This window comes from Pseudovibrio exalbescens DSM 16456, assembly GCF_000422785.1.
Classification (GTDB): Bacteria; Pseudomonadota; Alphaproteobacteria; order Rhizobiales; family Stappiaceae; genus Pseudovibrio; species Pseudovibrio exalbescens.
On the sequence record NZ_AUGS01000025.1, the window covers coordinates 14,593 to 29,922 of the forward strand.

At 55.3% G+C, this 15,330-nt stretch carries 19 protein-coding genes; 6 read left to right on the forward strand and 13 right to left on the reverse strand.

Features of this window, described 5'->3' with window-relative positions; translation table 11 throughout:
• The 13 genes from G512_RS0113895 to G512_RS0113970 all read right to left on the reverse strand — a co-directional run bounded on the left by G512_RS0113895 (nucleotide 1) and on the right by G512_RS0113970 (nucleotide 10,818).
• Nucleotides 1-849 carry a head maturation protease, ClpP-related gene (locus tag G512_RS0113895; protein ID WP_028482247.1) on the reverse strand — a complete coding sequence of 283 codons (849 nt, stop codon included), beginning with the start codon at nucleotides 847-849 and terminating at the stop codon, nucleotides 1-3.
• On the reverse strand, nucleotides 846-2,069 hold the full coding sequence (locus G512_RS21185; RefSeq protein ID WP_051269366.1) for a phage portal protein: 1,224 nt from the start codon (nucleotides 2,067-2,069) through the stop codon (nucleotides 846-848). Before G512_RS21185 ends, G512_RS0113895 begins: the two co-directional genes overlap by 4 nt.
• Nucleotides 2,066-3,757: a terminase large subunit gene (locus tag G512_RS0113905; protein ID WP_036489822.1), complete on the reverse strand. Its 1,692-nt coding sequence runs from the start codon at nucleotides 3,755-3,757 to the stop codon at nucleotides 2,066-2,068. The genes G512_RS21185 and G512_RS0113905 overlap by 4 nt, the downstream gene beginning before the upstream one ends.
• 20 nt (nucleotides 3,758-3,777) lie before the next feature.
• The gene (locus tag G512_RS21190) at nucleotides 3,778-4,251 is read right to left on the reverse strand and encodes a helix-turn-helix domain-containing protein (protein ID WP_051269368.1); all 474 of its coding nucleotides are present in this window, start codon (nucleotides 4,249-4,251) and stop codon (nucleotides 3,778-3,780) included.
• 69 nt (nucleotides 4,252-4,320) lie between these two features.
• Complete coding sequence (locus G512_RS0113915) at nucleotides 4,321-4,644, reverse strand: HNH endonuclease signature motif containing protein (RefSeq protein WP_051269370.1); 324 nt, start codon at nucleotides 4,642-4,644, stop codon at nucleotides 4,321-4,323.
• Nucleotides 4,645-4,856: 212 nt separating this feature from the next.
• On the reverse strand, nucleotides 4,857-5,423 hold the full coding sequence (locus tag G512_RS0113920) for a transcription termination/antitermination NusG family protein (RefSeq protein WP_028482250.1): 567 nt from the start codon (nucleotides 5,421-5,423) through the stop codon (nucleotides 4,857-4,859).
• Complete coding sequence (locus G512_RS0113925; protein ID WP_073833039.1) at nucleotides 5,420-6,751, reverse strand: helix-turn-helix domain-containing protein; 1,332 nt, start codon at nucleotides 6,749-6,751, stop codon at nucleotides 5,420-5,422. The genes G512_RS0113920 and G512_RS0113925 overlap by 4 nt, the downstream gene beginning before the upstream one ends.
• Nucleotides 6,748-7,059, reverse strand: coding sequence for a MarR family transcriptional regulator (locus G512_RS0113935; RefSeq protein WP_028482252.1), 312 nt, complete (start codon nucleotides 7,057-7,059; stop codon nucleotides 6,748-6,750). The genes G512_RS0113925 and G512_RS0113935 overlap by 4 nt, the downstream gene beginning before the upstream one ends.
• Before the next feature lie 324 nt (nucleotides 7,060-7,383).
• Nucleotides 7,384-7,659 carry a hypothetical protein gene (locus G512_RS22615; RefSeq protein ID WP_143181344.1) on the reverse strand — a complete coding sequence of 92 codons (276 nt, stop codon included), beginning with the start codon at nucleotides 7,657-7,659 and terminating at the stop codon, nucleotides 7,384-7,386.
• Between the two features lie 284 nt (nucleotides 7,660-7,943).
• Nucleotides 7,944-8,771: a hypothetical protein gene (locus G512_RS0113945; RefSeq protein ID WP_028482254.1), complete on the reverse strand. Its 828-nt coding sequence runs from the start codon at nucleotides 8,769-8,771 to the stop codon at nucleotides 7,944-7,946.
• A complete protein-coding gene (locus G512_RS0113950) occupies nucleotides 8,758-9,021 on the reverse strand; it encodes a DUF2312 domain-containing protein (protein ID WP_036489823.1) in 264 nt (87 codons plus the stop codon). Before G512_RS0113950 ends, G512_RS0113945 begins: the two co-directional genes overlap by 14 nt.
• Nucleotides 9,018-10,439: a hypothetical protein gene (locus G512_RS22620; protein ID WP_143181345.1), complete on the reverse strand. Its 1,422-nt coding sequence runs from the start codon at nucleotides 10,437-10,439 to the stop codon at nucleotides 9,018-9,020. Before G512_RS22620 ends, G512_RS0113950 begins: the two co-directional genes overlap by 4 nt.
• 91 nt (nucleotides 10,440-10,530) lie before the next feature.
• A complete protein-coding gene (locus tag G512_RS0113970; RefSeq protein WP_028482259.1) occupies nucleotides 10,531-10,818 on the reverse strand; it encodes a hypothetical protein in 288 nt (95 codons plus the stop codon).
• A gap of 141 nt (nucleotides 10,819-10,959) precedes the next feature.
• Here G512_RS0113970 and G512_RS0113975 point away from each other — a divergent pair, with 141 nt between their 5' ends.
• From G512_RS0113975 to G512_RS21200, 6 genes are all read left to right on the forward strand, one after another.
• The gene (locus G512_RS0113975) at nucleotides 10,960-11,292 is read left to right on the forward strand and encodes a helix-turn-helix domain-containing protein (protein ID WP_028482260.1); all 333 of its coding nucleotides are present in this window, start codon (nucleotides 10,960-10,962) and stop codon (nucleotides 11,290-11,292) included.
• 347 nt (nucleotides 11,293-11,639) lie between these two features.
• A complete protein-coding gene (locus G512_RS0113980) occupies nucleotides 11,640-12,248 on the forward strand; it encodes a helix-turn-helix transcriptional regulator (RefSeq protein WP_162143384.1) in 609 nt (202 codons plus the stop codon).
• A 57-nt stretch (nucleotides 12,249-12,305) separates the two neighbouring features.
• On the forward strand, nucleotides 12,306-12,887 hold the full coding sequence (locus tag G512_RS22205; RefSeq protein WP_051269372.1) for an acyl-homoserine-lactone synthase: 582 nt from the start codon (nucleotides 12,306-12,308) through the stop codon (nucleotides 12,885-12,887).
• Between the two features lie 145 nt (nucleotides 12,888-13,032).
• Entirely contained in the window at nucleotides 13,033-13,392 is a 360-nt protein-coding gene (locus G512_RS0113990; protein ID WP_028482262.1) for an ASCH domain-containing protein, read from the forward strand.
• A gap of 54 nt (nucleotides 13,393-13,446) precedes the next feature.
• Nucleotides 13,447-13,599 (forward strand): hypothetical protein, encoded by a 153-nt coding sequence (locus G512_RS22625; RefSeq protein ID WP_155943659.1) that lies wholly within the window; start codon nucleotides 13,447-13,449, stop codon nucleotides 13,597-13,599.
• 318 nt (nucleotides 13,600-13,917) lie between these two features.
• A complete protein-coding gene (locus G512_RS21200) occupies nucleotides 13,918-14,973 on the forward strand; it encodes a tyrosine-type recombinase/integrase (protein WP_051269374.1) in 1,056 nt (351 codons plus the stop codon).
• Nucleotides 14,974-15,330: the final 357 nt, after the last annotated feature.

Genomic DNA, 15,330 nt, shown 5'->3' on the forward strand with positions numbered 1-15,330 from the left:
CTACATGGATTGCAATTTGGCGAGGATGCCCTGCACACCCGCCATATCGGCAGCGCCTGGCATGCCGGAGGAAGCAGCGCCAGACTTGCTTCCCTTCAACGCCGCACAAAGCGTCCGGCGATTGGAACGAGGAATGCCAAGGCGCGCCAGCAGAACATCGAGCTGTTTTTGCGCCGCATTGGCAGAAAGAGATTGGGCCGCGATCTCCGCTTTGCTGTCAACTTCATCGGAGGATAGCAGGGTATCGGCAAACCCTTGTTGAACCGCCTTTTCGCCGCTGATCCATGTTTCCTTGTCCAACATCGCGTGAAGATCAGCGGCTTTGATACCAGTACGGGCCGCATAGATGCTGACGGCCGACTTGTCGAAAGCCTCCAGCCACTCGGCCACATCCGCAAAGGCATGACGATCCCCGCAGGCACAAACCCAGGTGTTATGGATCATCAGGAATGCAGCACGGCCCACCTGTATCTCATCTGCGGCCATGGCAATGATGGATGCAGCACTGGCCGCCAGCCCCAAAACCTTCACCGTCACTTTGGCCTTGTGCTCGCGCAAAAGATTGTAAATCGCCAGACCTTCAAAGAAATCACCGCCCGGTGAGTTGATGGTCACCACCACATCATTGTCGCCCAACCCTTCAAGGCGACGGGCGACGCCCTTGGCTGTCACCGCTTCACTGAGCCAATTGTCACCGATGGGATCGAGGATCGAAATAACGTTGCCGTCTGTCTCCTCGCTGGATGCCTGCAAATCCGGGTTCCAACGCTGTAGAACCGCATCGCTTATGGCGCTTTGCAGCCCCTGCCGGCTGGTCAACCGGGCTTTGGGTAGCTCGCGGATGCTCATGTGTCCTCCTTGCCCAACATGTCCACCAGTCCCATGGAGGTCTGCACAACCAGCTCATCATTCTTGCCGCCACGCCGTGGCAGGTTCAGCTTGTCGCGCCCCTCATCGCCGGACATGAAACCGCCCATCCGCATTTTCAAAAGGAAGTCGCCCATGGCCTTGCTGTCCATTCTCAGCATGGCTTCGCGGGTGAACTCGGCATAATGCGTCCTGCGCTTTTCAACAGGGACCAGATCCTTCAAAATTCGCGCTTCAATACGGGTCAGCAGCGGATTGATACCCAGCGACAACCAGGAGAGCATGATGTGCTCAACCCCGGTGCCCCACATGGTTTGCCCCTGCCCGGCGTGGCCAATCACGATCGGCGGTGTTCCAAACCAGCGGCACACGTCCTCAACGTTGAAGCGCCGCGTTTCTAAAAGCTGGGCATCTTCCGGGTTCATCTGCAGCTGATAGAATTTCAGACCTGCTTCCAGAACCAGCATCTTGCCGGCACGGCTGGAGCCTGCATAGCGGGTCAGCAAATCTTGCAAGCTTGCCCGTTGGTCTGCGTTCAATGTCTGCTCGGAGCTCAGTACCCCGCTTGCCATCATCGCATTCGAGAACACACGGCTGGCGGTTTCATCCGCAGCCAACGCCGCCCCGATTGAACCCGCCCCGTAGCGAATGGCCGAGAGCCCGATACCATCACCTGGGCCAAAGCCCCGAAGATGAAAAACCTTGCCAGCCGGTAGTGTCTCAAGCTTGCCGCGATCCCTCACTGCATACTCAAACGATCCGTCTGCTGTACGTTTAGGCTCAACATCAAGCAACGGTTTTAGGCCAACAAGCCGGTTGCCAATCATCAACCGCTCGGCATAGGCGTTGCCCCTCAACACCATGTGTGCGGTCATTCCTTCCCAGAACTCTACGCCAGTCTGTTCCGGGTTCGGGCTTGTGGTCAGAATGTCCGACAGGTCATCCTCGATTTCTTCGCGCTTTGCCGCTGCTTTGCGGTAAAATTTCAGGGGCAGCGAGGACACGACCTGAGCCGTCTTGCGCACGCAGTCGAACGCGGCAGAAACCTCCAGAGACGTTGTGGCGTTGACGGTCTTTCCGCTCGGTGTCTTGTGGCTGGGACTTGTAAAGCCCGAAGCCGAGTTGAGCCCCACCCATCCGATGCCATCGCCCCGCAGCTCATTGCGCACCCCGCGCAGCGCCGCTCTTAAAAATCGCATCATATGACCATCACCGGATTTGCGAGGAACTCGTTGATGTTGTTGTTGCTGGCAACCGGATGCCTGCTCATCAGATCAAAGGCATTGAACGCCGCCACAACCGGATCAATTTTCATCGAACCTGAGGCCTGCTTTGTGACGTAGTCCGCATTGCCACGTTTTTCGGTTTTGGCATTGGACACACACCACGCCATCATCCGTGACCCACCATGAACGAGCGACCCATCTGCCAGCTTGCGCGCCATGCCTTTGGTCACCCCGGATAGCCGATAGCCTTGCGGAACACCGACAAGTTGCCCCTCTGTAAATCCGCGCTGGTTGAGTTCATCAATGATTGCTGCCACGCCAACCGGATCCAGTCCGATGGCGTTTTGCTCTGGAAACAATCCGCTATCGAGCACCTGCTCCAAAATATCCGCCACAATCAAGATATCGTCCTGCACCTGACTGCAGATGAAGAAGTCACCATCACTTTCAAAGCCACGCAGGATTTCCGAAATCTGCTTGCGGCGATCGAGTGCAATCTCGTGGCAACAGGCCATGGACCAGAGCAACCAGATGTTCGTCACCTTCTCCCTGCCGATCAGGCAAAGCCCCAACAAGTCATCCAGCCCCCCGCCATCGATGCCGGCAACCACGACCTCGCTGCGCTCAAGAAACGCGTCCAGATCACGGATCACCTCGAGAGTTGCCCTTTCCCAGTGATCAGCACCGGCCCACCGATCGCGATGCATGTTCATCCCGATCGGCACATTCAGGTGCTTTGCCAGGAAGGACTGTTTGTCACCGTCACCACTATCAAGCGCCTCTCGCAGCTTGGAAGTCAGCCACTCAAGGCGAACCGAGCGCCCCAGATTGGGGTTGGTGATGTAAAAATGCTCCGGCTTCAGATAGTCGCGGGACTTGATCATCTTCTGCGGGAACTCATAGAGAACCCCGAGCTTTTGCGGGTCTTCAATCTTGCCGTCCCGCACATCACGGAAGTACTCAAGCTTGGACTTGAAAACCCCGGTTGCGGGCTCATCGGAATGTGTTGTCAGATAAACCACAAACCCTTCCGGCTTGGAAACAAGGCCTCCCGTTGCCTCCTGAAGCATGGCGGCCGCCTTGGGCTTTTTGCCAAACAACCAAAGCTCATCAACCAGTACGAAGCCCGCTTTCTTGCCCGATAGCGTATCGCTATCAGCTGCAACAATCTTCAGTTGCGCGCCGGTTGTCTCGTGCTTGATTGTTCGCTTGTGGTCATGAACGGTGAGGATGCCCTTCAACTCCTCATCGTAGTTGACCATCGCCGCCGCCGGCTCAAACGAGTTATTGGCAACTTCGATCGTCGGTGCCAGCAAGAGCAGCTCATTCAGGTGGCGCCAATTCCGGATCAGTGCCGTGATCATGATCCCCGCCGCGATGGTTGATTTCGCGTTCTTCTTCGAGATCAGGAGCATGAACTCGGTGATGAGCCGCTTGCCTGTCGCGGCATCATAGGCACCGAATATGGCAGCTACGAAATCAAACACCCACTGATCGCAGCACTCGCCAAAGGTGGGCATGCCCGGCACATCAACCACTTTTAGCGACTTGAACACATCAAGCGCCGCCTGCGCCTCATCCGGGAATAGCGGTTCCAGCGGGATCAGGGTCTCGCCGGCAACAATCCGCCGTTCCCAGTCTGGGCAGGCCGTTGTCCAATGCACTGTCAAATGCGCGATCCCGATCAGTTCAACAAGGGAGCCTCAGGCGGTGCATACTTGCCATCGTAGGAATGCGCTTGCTGTTTGCGCGCTTCCTTCTTTCCCAGTTTTTGAGCCGAGGCGATGGCAACGCTGGGTCCGCGATGCGCCAGCGCTGCGGCCTTGGCCTGCTGGTCTGCGCGCTCGAGCCGCGTCATGTACTTCTCGATGGCGGAAACATTGCCCGCCTCCACCTGTTCCATCAGCTTGGAAAGGCACTTGGCCTGGACACGTGCCTTGGCCTCCTCCTTGAACTTCAGCTCTCGAAAATAATTCTTGCGTAAAGTCGGCGGTGTGATGCTCAGCGCTGCAGCGATTTTTTCAAGCGTCCAGCCGAACGCCAGTAACTGTATGACAAGTTTACGTTTTTCGTCGGTCACGCGATGGGGTGGTCTGCCGCGCTTGCCAAAGCCTTCCGGGATCGGGTCCCCAAGCAGATCAAATTCGAAGTCAGCCAAAAAAAATCTCCCGATTAGGCTGGGGCCCGGTCTCGCTCTCCAGCCCTGCAGACTTTTACCCCACCCCCCTCATTCGGAGGACTGGGCCATCCGCTGCTTCCGAGCCAGCCCGGTTTTCCGGTTGTGACAGTAGATGCAAAGGCACTGGACGTTGACCGGATCCAGATCCGCCCCGCCATCCTTGCGCTCGATCTTGTGATCCGCGATCAGCTTGTCGCGCCGCTTGGAGAAATCCCCGCCGCATCCCTCGCAGACAAAGCCCCTCAGCTCTTTCACATCGGCGGCAAGAGCTCGCCATTCCGGTGTGCGGTAGAACGGATCCACCAGCTTTGCGGGCGCACGAAGCGCAGGCTTGGTTCGCCGCAACTGGCTTGCCATCATCTTCAACGCCATGACGCCCCCTTCTACCCTTTAAGAAAAACGGCCCGTGAGTTGCCTCACGAGCCAGTAACCCTTCCCCAGTGAAATCGAACGCACCGCTTTCCCCATAGAACCCCATCGCGCCAACTCCGCGAACTCGCGTCTTGTGTTGGCTGGGTCCGCCGCTGCGGTCACTCCCGCGCTCTGCGGGGTCCATCAGGGTCCAACGGATCGTCCTGCCCATATCATGCTGCCCCGCGTCGCAGCTTGGAAGCCCCCACAGTGACGGGGGTATTGATTCCAAGCATGGAAATCAGGCCCTTGACACGCTTGCCATCGCGCTCCACCGCCGTCACGGTAATCTCTTTTTCCTCGCCGTGTGAAAGGCTTACCAGCATCACCTCACCAACACTGATCGCTTCGGGAATACGCCCGTTATTTCTGTTTCGAGCAGCAACTAACAACTCCCGAATGCGCCGAATATCGCGTAAAGGCACCTGCATTGCCCGGCCATCCTCGCTCATCGAAAGCACGCGGATCACGCTCTCACACTCCAATGCCGTGGAGATCTGCTTGCCCTTTCGCCACTCAACACCGGCAAGCACGTACCTTGGCAACAACGGCTTTTCGATCACCCGCATCACACGTTTGCGCCGCCAGTAGCGCCGCTCGCTCACCAGCGGGCACCAGCCCACAAGCCCGGCCCGGCTCAGTTCAGCCGCTGCCCTCTGCTCTGCTTGCGGCTTCACCAGGCAAACAACCCAGATCAGCCCCGCACGCTCCAACGGTTGGTGTGTGTGATAGGTGCTCATTCCGCAGCCTCCTGCCCGCTGAAGGTCTCCCGATACGCCGCCTCGAAACTGGCCAGCGCGGCTCGCACTGCCGCCAGTTCATCGCCCGGTTCGTCCATGGGCCGTGCGGGCATGTAAACCCACTCCGGCAGGTCACGCTCGGCTCCAAACCACGGCCAGTTGTGCTCCTCGTGCAGCAACCGCCACGCCTGCCAAACCTCACCGCCCACCTTCACGGGCTCGAACATGTCCGCCAGCGGCGCCAGCGCCCCGTCCACCGTGATGGACGCCCGGCTGCGCACCGCCCGCTCCTGCATGGTGTTCACACGCGGCCAGCCATACCGCGCCACCCGCTGGGCCCGTTCCCGCTCCGCGTCCGGGCCACCCCGCTCAAGGATCGCCGCGATAAACCCGGTTGGTTTGGGAAACACGCCATAGGGCTCGCGCATCAGGTCGGCAAACCGCGCAGCGCCCCACGCCTTGCCAAACGGCCGGGCAACCTCCCCAGCCGTTGCCAGCCCCGCCTTGGCGTTCACCTTCAGCCAACGCTTTTCCGAGAGATAAACCGCGAATGAGCAAAACTTCTTGCGCCCTTCCGCCTTGCACTGCTCGATGTAAGCCCCCGCCAAGTCGCAAGCGGCCTGCCGCTCTTCCGCGCTGAGATCGAACCACGCCTTTTCCGCAGCAGCATCGCTATCGCTGGTGAAGGTGGGCCATTGCGCATGCACGCGCTTGAGCCGCCGCTTCCAGGTTTCCGGTGTCACGGTTGCCGTATCGGCTCCCTCAACCTGTTCCGGATTTTCTCGCGCGCGCTCTCTCTCAATCTGGACTGGTATTGGAATGTTATCTGGACTGTTCTTATCTTGGTGCACCTCGGTAACCACCTTAGGTGCATCTCGGTAACCACCTTCGTGAACCTCCTTCACCACCTTTTTTGAGGGAGGTGGTAACTCTCCTTCACCACCTTCAGCCTCTTTTCCGCGCGCATTTTTACCGCGAGGTGGTGATCCTCCTTCACCACCTCTTTCATCATTTATCACCCCACAACTAGCTACCAAATCCCGATCCGGCCACCTTGGTGTATACTCGTTCCGCTTCCATTTCTGGCCGCGAAATCCATGTGAGGATACCTCAATCCAGCCAGCTTCTCTGGCCTGTCTCAGATGGTCGATAACGGCCCTCTTGCTCAGGCTGGTGTATTCGGCCAAGGTCTCCACAGAGGGGTAACAGCTCTCCCCGAATGAGTTCATGAACGCACTCAGAGTTTGCAAAACGTGCTTGGTCATCGCCGGTAGGTTTGATTTGTAAATCGCCTGACGCCAACTCCAGGCTTGGGATTGCTCGCTCATTCCCGCCCCCTCTCTGACGTGCCAAGCACCCTCTGGAGTTCCTCGCCAAAGCGGTAGAAAGTCGGCAACGTTGTGCCATCAATCTCGCTTCGCTGCGGCTCCCGGGAGATGAGCCCCTTCTCCTCCAAAGCCAGCAAATGAACATTCAAGGTTGACCGGGCAATCTCCACTTCATCGCAAAGCTCGGCTTGGCTAATCTCAACGCCAAAGCTCCCTTGCCGGTGCTCAAGCAATGCAAGCAGGATCAATCTTTCTGGAGCCGTCAAACCCCGACGCCTGAAAACGAATTGTTGGATTGTTGGTGTCATAACCCACCCCCATCCTCAGCCCCAAAGCCCGAGAGGTAATCCACCCTCATTGCAGCCCCTCCTCCAAAAAGCCGAAAGCGCTGTCAAACCCGCCAGCATATTCGCCACTGCGATAAGGAGGGCGAGGCACCCCACACGATAGGATCGGAACTAGCGTCCGCCGCCTTACCAGCGGGCTCACGGCCCGCAGCGCCACTTTTAATTGTCCTGCATTTACAACTCGCTGTTTACCCATAATCAGTCTCCTTAGAGCTCTGGATGGCCCCGGTTCGCCGGGTGTAAAAAAGCCCCTCGCCCACGCGTAGGCACGCGAGGGGAAGAAAATCAGGTATCGGAAGGTTGGATTGGGAGTGCAGCGAGCTCGCATAGTATGGCGCTAGCGCGTTCATTATGGCGCTCAGCCCGTTTCACCAGCACTGACAACGTGTCAAGCAACGTGTAAACGGCATCCACTTTTCGTTCTGATCGAATGCCGTCCTCGGCCAGTGAAGTCATCGCGAGGATCAATGCTGTACTTTCACCAAGAACAGCACTCAAATTTAGCAGTTGCAGATAAATTTCCTCGGGCACATTTCGCCCGTCATTCGCCTGCTCGCACATGGCAAATCTCCTTGAGTCAGATTTAATCCGACCATCGGAAACGCCAATTTCTGGTGGTCGGACGAACAGGATTGGCGTTACCGCACTCAAGGAAGCGGCGAGCCCGAAGGCTCTCCCGAACGCCCGACCATAAGAAAAAACCACGCTCACGGAGAGGCGTGGCGCGGTGCAAGCGCCTTGAGTATCGGAAGGGACGCCAATCCCCGCGCGCCTTTTTGTGACGCACTCACCAGTAGAAAACTGGTTACTGGCAAACATGCACTTGCAGGGGTGATTTGTCAAACTCATGCAGCTACCCTCCCCATGCCTTCAGGGGCGCGCAGCCCATGAAGCTCCGCGTACTCGCGCACGAGGCCCGCCACATGGCCAGCCCCGCGCCCGAACAGTTGCCCCAGTTCGCTCCACCCCAGGTTTGTGCGCTCCCATGCCCAGTAAAGCGCCTCCCGTCGCACGCCGTGCAGCGCCGGCGCACGCCGCCGCGCACGAATTTCCGCCAAGGTGCGTTCATGTTTGCACGCAATTTCTTCAGCTATGGTCAGCGCCAAAGCACGCTGTTTGAGGCTCTTGCGTTCCGCCTCGGTCAGCATCTCCATCAGCCGATGCACATCATCCTCAGCCGCCTGTTGTTGCCGCGCCGCCTGCGCGCGGTGCAACAAGGTGCGCACCGCCTCTGCGCCCCGTCCGGAAAAGTATTCTCCAATCTGCTTGCAGGTCAGGCCCAGTTCATCATGGCACCGGGCCACGGCTTCACGGCGCGCTTGAAGCGATGGCCGTTTTCGGCACCGCCCACGCAAGCGCTCAACGGAAATGCCGGCCTCCGCAGCCTCCTGCTGGAGGATCTTCTCAACACGCGCTTTCACGCTCGGCTTTCTGGGGCTGGCTTTGCGCCGCTTGCGCCGCGCCTCCTCCTCGTTCTGCCAGCGCCCCGTCCGGTTGATATGCCGCGCTTCCGCCAGCAAAGCCTCCGGTGCGCGCTCAGGCATCCGTAGCGCCATCATCAGCACGGCCGGGTCATACGTTGGAAACACGCCCGCCTCGCGATACCGCGCCGCCAACCGGATCACCGAGCTGGTTGGAAAGCCCGAACCTGGAAAAAACTTAGGTGCTTGCATCAGTTGCCCCTCCGCTTTGCAACGCGTGCCAGTAGAGGTCAAAAAGCGCCTCCAGCTCCTCGCGTTCCTGTGGTTTCTTCCGCCGCTCCTGTATGATTTTCTTCAGCGTCTTCACGCAAAAGCCATTGCTCTTGGCCTCTGCGTAAACCGCCTTTTTGTCGTCGTTGAATGATTTGATCTCTTCGTCCAGCCGCTCCACGCGTTCCACGAACGCCCGCAGTTGGTCCGCAGCAATGCCCTGCCCTGTCATACGAAAGATCTCCCTAAAATGCCGCTGGTATCACCAGCGGGGGCAATTCCCGCAAACTTGGCACTGCACGCCCAACCACGACTGCGCCTGTAGCCATTTAGTTTCAGGGAGTTGCGGGGCGTAACCTTGATGGCATGGCCCTTTTTCGAAAATGCCGGGAAGGCACGCTTAATCGCGCTCCCGCAAGCACTCGAAGGAGTAATTACATGCCAAGTTTCACGTTTGATCTTAAGCCACAAAACGAACGCCAACAGCGGGTCCACGTTGTGTACGGGCCCGGCACATTTTCCATGATCTGTAGCTGTGGCAGCCGAACCGTGTGCAGGCACATGGTGTCCCTGCTGGCCGCAGAAACCGAGCAACTGACCAGCAACAACGCCCAGGAACTGGAAATGGTTGTTGCCCAATTCAAAGCAGAGGTGGTGCCCGTCTACCAACAGCAGGTAAAAGACGAAGAAATAGCCTGATCTAGGCTCTGGGGCGTGCAACAGGCCGAGCCTGTAACCCCGGCCTGCCAACAAACTGCGGGCGCAGTCACCTTCCCCCCCATGAACTATCCCCCTTGCTTGCAGGGGAGCCGAATCTACCGGTGATTGGTAGCGTGGATCACACACACCGCGCCACGGGGGGCTACTATGCGTCTGAATATATTGTTGTTTTGCGTTCTTGTTATATCGAAATGCATGGTCGTGATTGTGAGCGGCAGCAAGTTTCCGGATGAGGCAAACAACGCCCCCACAGCGTTTGTCATCCTTGTACACTTCGCAATCATGGCGGGTGTAATCTTGTTCGATATGATCACGAACCCGCAACACGCTCCACGAGATAAAGGAGACATAGACTACCGCGACTGGTGCATCGAGCACGGCAGGCGCCCGGACGGAACGAAAATCGGCAGCGAGGCCCTCAGGCCCGCACGGCCGCCTAGGAACTCTGTTTGCGGTGATGAAGTGAGGGAATGGGCCAATGATCGACACCAGCCCTCGCACTAATAACAACCGCTGGCAAAGCTTTGCGATCTTGTTCAAAAAGATCAGGGAGCTTGTTGCATGAGCCCCACTACCCTTTTCATTTTCCTCGCCCTTGTGTTCCTCATTTGGTTTTTTGCCAAAAGGCGCCACCTGCGCAAGCGCCGCGAACAGCAGCATCAGGAAGAGCAACTTGAACACTACAGAAATCAGTATCTTCAACGCCGAGATAAAAATAGGGGCATAAGCTCGCTCGTAGGCCAAGAGCTCACAATCGGCTATCACAACAGGTACGGAATAGAGAGCGAACTCACCATTCGGGTTAAAACCATTTGGTACCCAGACCCCGAAATCGGCGAGCACTTTTTCTATATCGATGCCTACTGCTGGGAAGTAGATGAAGTCCGTACATTTCGCTCGGATCGCATCGATTGGTTGAGTAATGGACAAGCTGGAATGTTCGTTGAAGGTTATGAGGTTCGACACTGGCTTGCTAGAGCACTCTGATGGCTTTGTGGGGATTATGCAGCCGCAACAAGCACTAGACATGAGCATCGCCCACTGGCTCGCCGTCGAAAACCTGCCGAGCTTTGAGAGGTGGAAGAACGGTGTCTTTTTCCGCTGCGAGCCGAAAAGCAGCGCTGTAAACTGCGGAGGCTGTTCCCATCCGCAAGTCTCGTTGTTCGTTGCTAATAAACTTGCTGATTGCGTTAGGACCAATACCGGCGGCGGTACTCCAATAGTGCGGGCTAATTTGGAGAGCCGCCATGGTTTGAATAACCCATTCCCGAAACTCAGCAGGATTCGGAATTCTGGTTCCATCTTCCATAGCAAACCCCCTTATAGCTACATTCACACTATAGGGTTATATAACATCTTTTTATTTTGATGAAATCACTTTTTGGCATGTTCACATTTTCACCGTTAAGGGTGAAAATGTCCCAACTCTTAACCCCAAGGGATACCTAACGTGAAAAAAAGTACTGTTAAGCCCAATGAAGAGGATCTTTGGGATCGGCGCCGGCGAAATCTTGCAGCAATTATTGCCTACAAACGAATGACACCTAAGGAAGTTTCGGAAAAAGCAGGTTACAGCATCAACACAGTGTCTAAGTTCCTGCGAGCAGACACTAAATCATTACGCTGGTCGACCCTCGAAGCGATTTGTAGCGTGATCGGACTGCCGTCAGCGCAAATATTGGACAGTGACAACCCACTATCAACCGCTAAAGCCGAACTTTATGAACTCATAAACGGAATGTCCGAAGATGAAGCGCGCTCTTTGCTGGATAAATTGAAATAGCTTGCTTCTTGATTTTGTTTTATTTTCTTCAACAATTCACCAGCCTGAACATCGGACATCCGGCTAATAATAATCGATAATTCCACCTTTGCACTTTTTTGCTTAGAATCCATAGCAACCTCACGTAAAGTATGCAGGTTAAACTTACACAACCATCGTCAGGTGTAAATACAAATTTGGTGAATGTAACCTTAAAGGGTTAGGCCTTCATGCAGTTTCCTTTTTGACGCATGCAGAGGCACCCGCGCACCTACTGTTTGTTCCACTCTACAACACGTTTTCTATGTGGTTGCGGAGATATTACTTTTTATAGTATTTTCACCCGAAAGGGTTAAATGGACAATGCTATGGACGAGAACTTTAAGCTTATAGCCTATCAGGGCTACGCGATTGGAAAAGGTCGATTCACGATGGGAGAAGTCGACCTGGAAACCACTTACAGCGCCGAGTGGCAAAGCGAGTATTTTGCGATGAACGGCCTAAAATATGACCCGGTTGTAATATTCGGCTTGAACAACACCGGCCTGATCGAGTGGCAAATCACAAATCCGAATAATAGCTTTTTGTCGGCAGCCTACGCTAGAGACATCAAGGCTGGCATTGCCTTTTCATCCTGCATTGGCGGAAATAGATTGATCGCAGGTGTGGCAAGAACCAAACCCTTCAGCCAAGCCGAGAAACAAAAGGTCCATCAACTGCTCACTGGTTATCATCTTGAAGAGCTATGTAACCGGACGCTGGCTTTGCAACCGTTACAGAAGGAGCTAATTCAACTCGCGAGTTCAGGCCACAAGGCAAAAGAGATAGCTCATCATTTTCGGGTTAGTGAAGACGCTATCAAGCAGCGCAAAAAGGCAATCCAACGACACATTGGCGTCGACAATTTTGCAACTGTAGTCGCCCTTGCAGCGCGCGCCGGCTTTGGGCTGGAGCAAAAAGTTCACCAAATAAACTAGCAGCCGAAAGCATTCAGATCCGCGATCGTAGCCTCCTAACTCAACTAGGAGGGATCTATGCAATCTGTCACTATGTCTTTCGAGACCATCCACGAATATGGGGATTTATGGCTTCAGCACCTTCAGATACGGAAGGCGCTATTTGTCGATGAGCTTAAGTGGAAAGTTCCGCACAATACTCTCATCGAATGGGATCAATATGACACTGGAAACACGGAATACGTAATCACCCACCGGGACGGTGTTGTCCTTGCAGCAAGCCGCATGAATCCATGCTCATTTGACATGGGCGGCCAGTCCTACATGATAAGGGATGCGGCTCTCAAGCGCTTGAACGGGCTTCCAGACCCTCAAATTCCCTTTCTTCCAACTGACGAAAAATGCTGGGAAGCTACACGCTTTACGGCCTGCCCTACTCTTGATCCAGAAACAAAAAACGAGGCGCTATCCGCCAACGCCAGAGCTCTTGCCAAAAGAGCAATAGGTGTCGGAGCAGAACGGCTTATCGCCCTTATGCATCCAGGCTTCGCGCGCTGGCTGACGAGGATCGCACTGCCAACAGAGAAAATCGGCCCTGTGGTTTTGGATGCAGAGGGTAACAAGGTCTGCGTCCTTCAAATGCAACTTCGGAAAATATGACCAGTCACTCTTTATTGTTTGACATTAACCCTATAGGGTGATGTAAATAATTTGCAGATTAAACCCGTCCACCACTCCTCCCATAGTGACGGGTAATACGGACGGTCAGGATAACCCTGACCGTCCTTCTCACAGGAGTGATAGCATGCCAAGAAACATGAGTTTTGCTCTTACAAAACAGCAAATCATAAACCGCAAAAAGACAGTCACTCGGCGCTTTGGCTGGGCTTTTCTGAAGCCAGGTACAGTTCTCAACGCTGTCGAAAAAGGCATGGGCCTAAAACCGGGCGAAAAAGTCAAACGACTTTGTCAAATCCGGGTCGTTTCTGTGCAAACAGAGTGCCTTAAAGACATCAGTCAAGAGGATTGCGCGCGCGAAGGTTTTCCGGAGTATTCCCCTGAAGACTTCGTGCGCATGTTCGCAGATCATCACAAACGCCCACCTGAATCGAAAGTCAATCGCATCGAGTTCGAGTACCTCGAAGACTGTCCATACTACCGCTAATAAAGTCTGCCGTGATCACTGTGCACCTCCCCACCACACAATCAGGAGGATCGAATGCTCGGCAGATACCCCGGAATCCGAAATGCCGTATTTCTGCTGAGTGAAGCAGCAAAACTGGCATTCTTGATGCTGTTAGCCAGTGCTGGCCTATGGCTAACACCGGCTTTGGATGCAGCCTTGATCGCAGCAAGAAACGGCCCCTTTTGAAATATCGGAAAGATGCAGAATGGCTGGTTCAGGGCAGAATGGAACGTCAGTCAACAGGTACGCTGGCAGGAGCAACATGATCTGCCAAAATGAAAGCCTCAGGCGAATATTAGAGGGTTGCATGTCACAACCAATGCCTAAAGTTCTACAAGCTGGAAAAACACCGGATGAATGGGTAACTGTTTTCAGTGAACGCGGAATCCCGGTCTCTGAACGCAAGCTCCGAGAGCGCGCTCGCCGGTTGGGTGCCTTTTGCACTCTCGGCAATGCGATGCTGCTCTTGCCGGAACATATAGATCGTATTTTCGAGGAAAAGCCATGCCTCTCACAATCTATCGAAAAGGCCTCAAATGGTGGATCCGTGGACGCGCTGATGGCATCGACGGCTACATTGACAGAAGCCTCAGAACATCTGATGAAGCGGTCGCAACAGCGAAGCTCGCAGAGATCGAAAGGCAAGCGCGGCAACGTGCGATCCTTGGACCAGATGCGCCATCAGAAAAAGATGAGCTGACCTTCGCTGCAGCCGTCATTCTGTACCCGGCCAAACCGGCGGAGGCAGGCTACCTTCAGAAGATCCTGCCCCACCTGGCGGCAAAGAAGGTCCGGGACATAACACCCAACGAAGTTCGAAATCTGGGCAGGCAAATCTACCCCAAAGCGGCAACGGATACCTGGAGAAGACAGGTCGTTGTTCCCATTAGCGCTGTCATAAACAATGCGCACCAAATAAAGGGAACGCCACCCATCAAGGTCAAAGCCTACACACCCGCAGAGCGTCAGGCTCAAGATGCGGCAAGAGGCAAGCAAAGCCGCGCCGAGAAGACTCCCGGCTCATGGGAGTGGCTTGATAAGTTCCGCGAGCATGCAAACCCCTATATGAGCGCGCTAGCGCTATTCATGTTCACCACCGGGGCCCGAGTTACGCAAGCCATTGAGCTGGTACCAGATGACCTTGATCTCCAAAACCATCGTGTCTGGATGCCACCATCCAAAGGCCACCCGGCACAATGGGTGAGCATCACAACAGATATGGTGGTTACCCTTGCAAACCTCCCTCCCCGGAATGGAAAAGTCTTTGGATACGCAAACCGGCACAGCATATACGGCCCGTGGCAACACGCATGTAAACAAGCAGGCATTGAGTACATCGGTCCGCATGCTGCTGGCCGCCACGGCTTCGGCACAGAGACCGTTGTCAGGCGCGGCGTGAACCCGGTAGATGTTGCCAAACACGGCCGCTGGTCAAGCCCGCGCGTGCTTCTGGATACCTATGCGCACTCACGGCAAGGTTCTCAAAATGTACTGGATGCGTTCTCTCGGGAAGAAAAGCGGAAATCTGCAAAACCCAAACAGTCACGATTCAACAAGTGACATAACTCACTGATATTACGTGAGAATATAAAAAAAGCACTCGCCCTTAGCAGGGGAGCGCCTTCGACCACTCGGCCACGTGTCCTTGACCGCGTAGATACCGATCCAAGCTTTAGAGATCAAGGCGCTTTTCTGCTTTTGTGAACTTTTCCCCATCAAGCCGTTGGCCTGCAACGGCTTATCAACATGGAAGGCTAACCCAGTCACGGCGTTGTATCCAGGTGCGGCCCACCACAGTCTGCAATCTCGCTCTGTAGGAAGTCACCAAACAAAAAAGCCCCACGACGGATCGCAGGGCTTTTCGGTTTTTGGCAAGGGCCCACCAGAGCCCCATGACAAGCGGCAGCTTACATCTGG

Excerpts from the sequence above, each read along its gene's own strand:
- G512_RS0113895 (WP_028482247.1), bottom strand. The coding sequence starts at position 849 with ATGAGCATCCGCGAGCTACCCAAAGCCCGGTTGACCAGCCGGCAGGGG.
- G512_RS21185 (WP_051269366.1), bottom strand. The coding sequence starts at position 2,069 with ATGATGCGATTTTTAAGAGCGGCGCTGCGCGGGGTGCGCAATGAGCTG.
- G512_RS0113915 (WP_051269370.1), bottom strand. The coding sequence starts at position 4,644 with ATGGCGTTGAAGATGATGGCAAGCCAGTTGCGGCGAACCAAGCCTGCG.
- G512_RS0113920 (WP_028482250.1), bottom strand. The coding sequence starts at position 5,423 with ATGAGCACCTATCACACACACCAACCGTTGGAGCGTGCGGGGCTGATC.
- G512_RS0113925 (WP_073833039.1), bottom strand. The coding sequence starts at position 6,751 with ATGAGCGAGCAATCCCAAGCCTGGAGTTGGCGTCAGGCGATTTACAAA.
- G512_RS0113935 (WP_028482252.1), bottom strand. The coding sequence starts at position 7,059 with ATGACACCAACAATCCAACAATTCGTTTTCAGGCGTCGGGGTTTGACG.
- G512_RS22615 (WP_143181344.1), bottom strand. The coding sequence starts at position 7,659 with ATGTGCGAGCAGGCGAATGACGGGCGAAATGTGCCCGAGGAAATTTAT.
- G512_RS0113945 (WP_028482254.1), bottom strand. The coding sequence starts at position 8,771 with ATGCAAGCACCTAAGTTTTTTCCAGGTTCGGGCTTTCCAACCAGCTCG.
- G512_RS0113950 (WP_036489823.1), bottom strand. The coding sequence starts at position 9,021 with ATGACAGGGCAGGGCATTGCTGCGGACCAACTGCGGGCGTTCGTGGAA.
- G512_RS0113970 (WP_028482259.1), bottom strand. The coding sequence starts at position 10,818 with ATGGAAGATGGAACCAGAATTCCGAATCCTGCTGAGTTTCGGGAATGG.
- G512_RS0113980 (WP_162143384.1), top strand. The coding sequence starts at position 11,640 with ATGGACGAGAACTTTAAGCTTATAGCCTATCAGGGCTACGCGATTGGA.
- G512_RS22205 (WP_051269372.1), top strand. The coding sequence starts at position 12,306 with ATGCAATCTGTCACTATGTCTTTCGAGACCATCCACGAATATGGGGAT.
- G512_RS0113990 (WP_028482262.1), top strand. The coding sequence starts at position 13,033 with ATGCCAAGAAACATGAGTTTTGCTCTTACAAAACAGCAAATCATAAAC.
- G512_RS22625 (WP_155943659.1), top strand. The coding sequence starts at position 13,447 with ATGCTCGGCAGATACCCCGGAATCCGAAATGCCGTATTTCTGCTGAGT.
- G512_RS21200 (WP_051269374.1), top strand. The coding sequence starts at position 13,918 with ATGCCTCTCACAATCTATCGAAAAGGCCTCAAATGGTGGATCCGTGGA.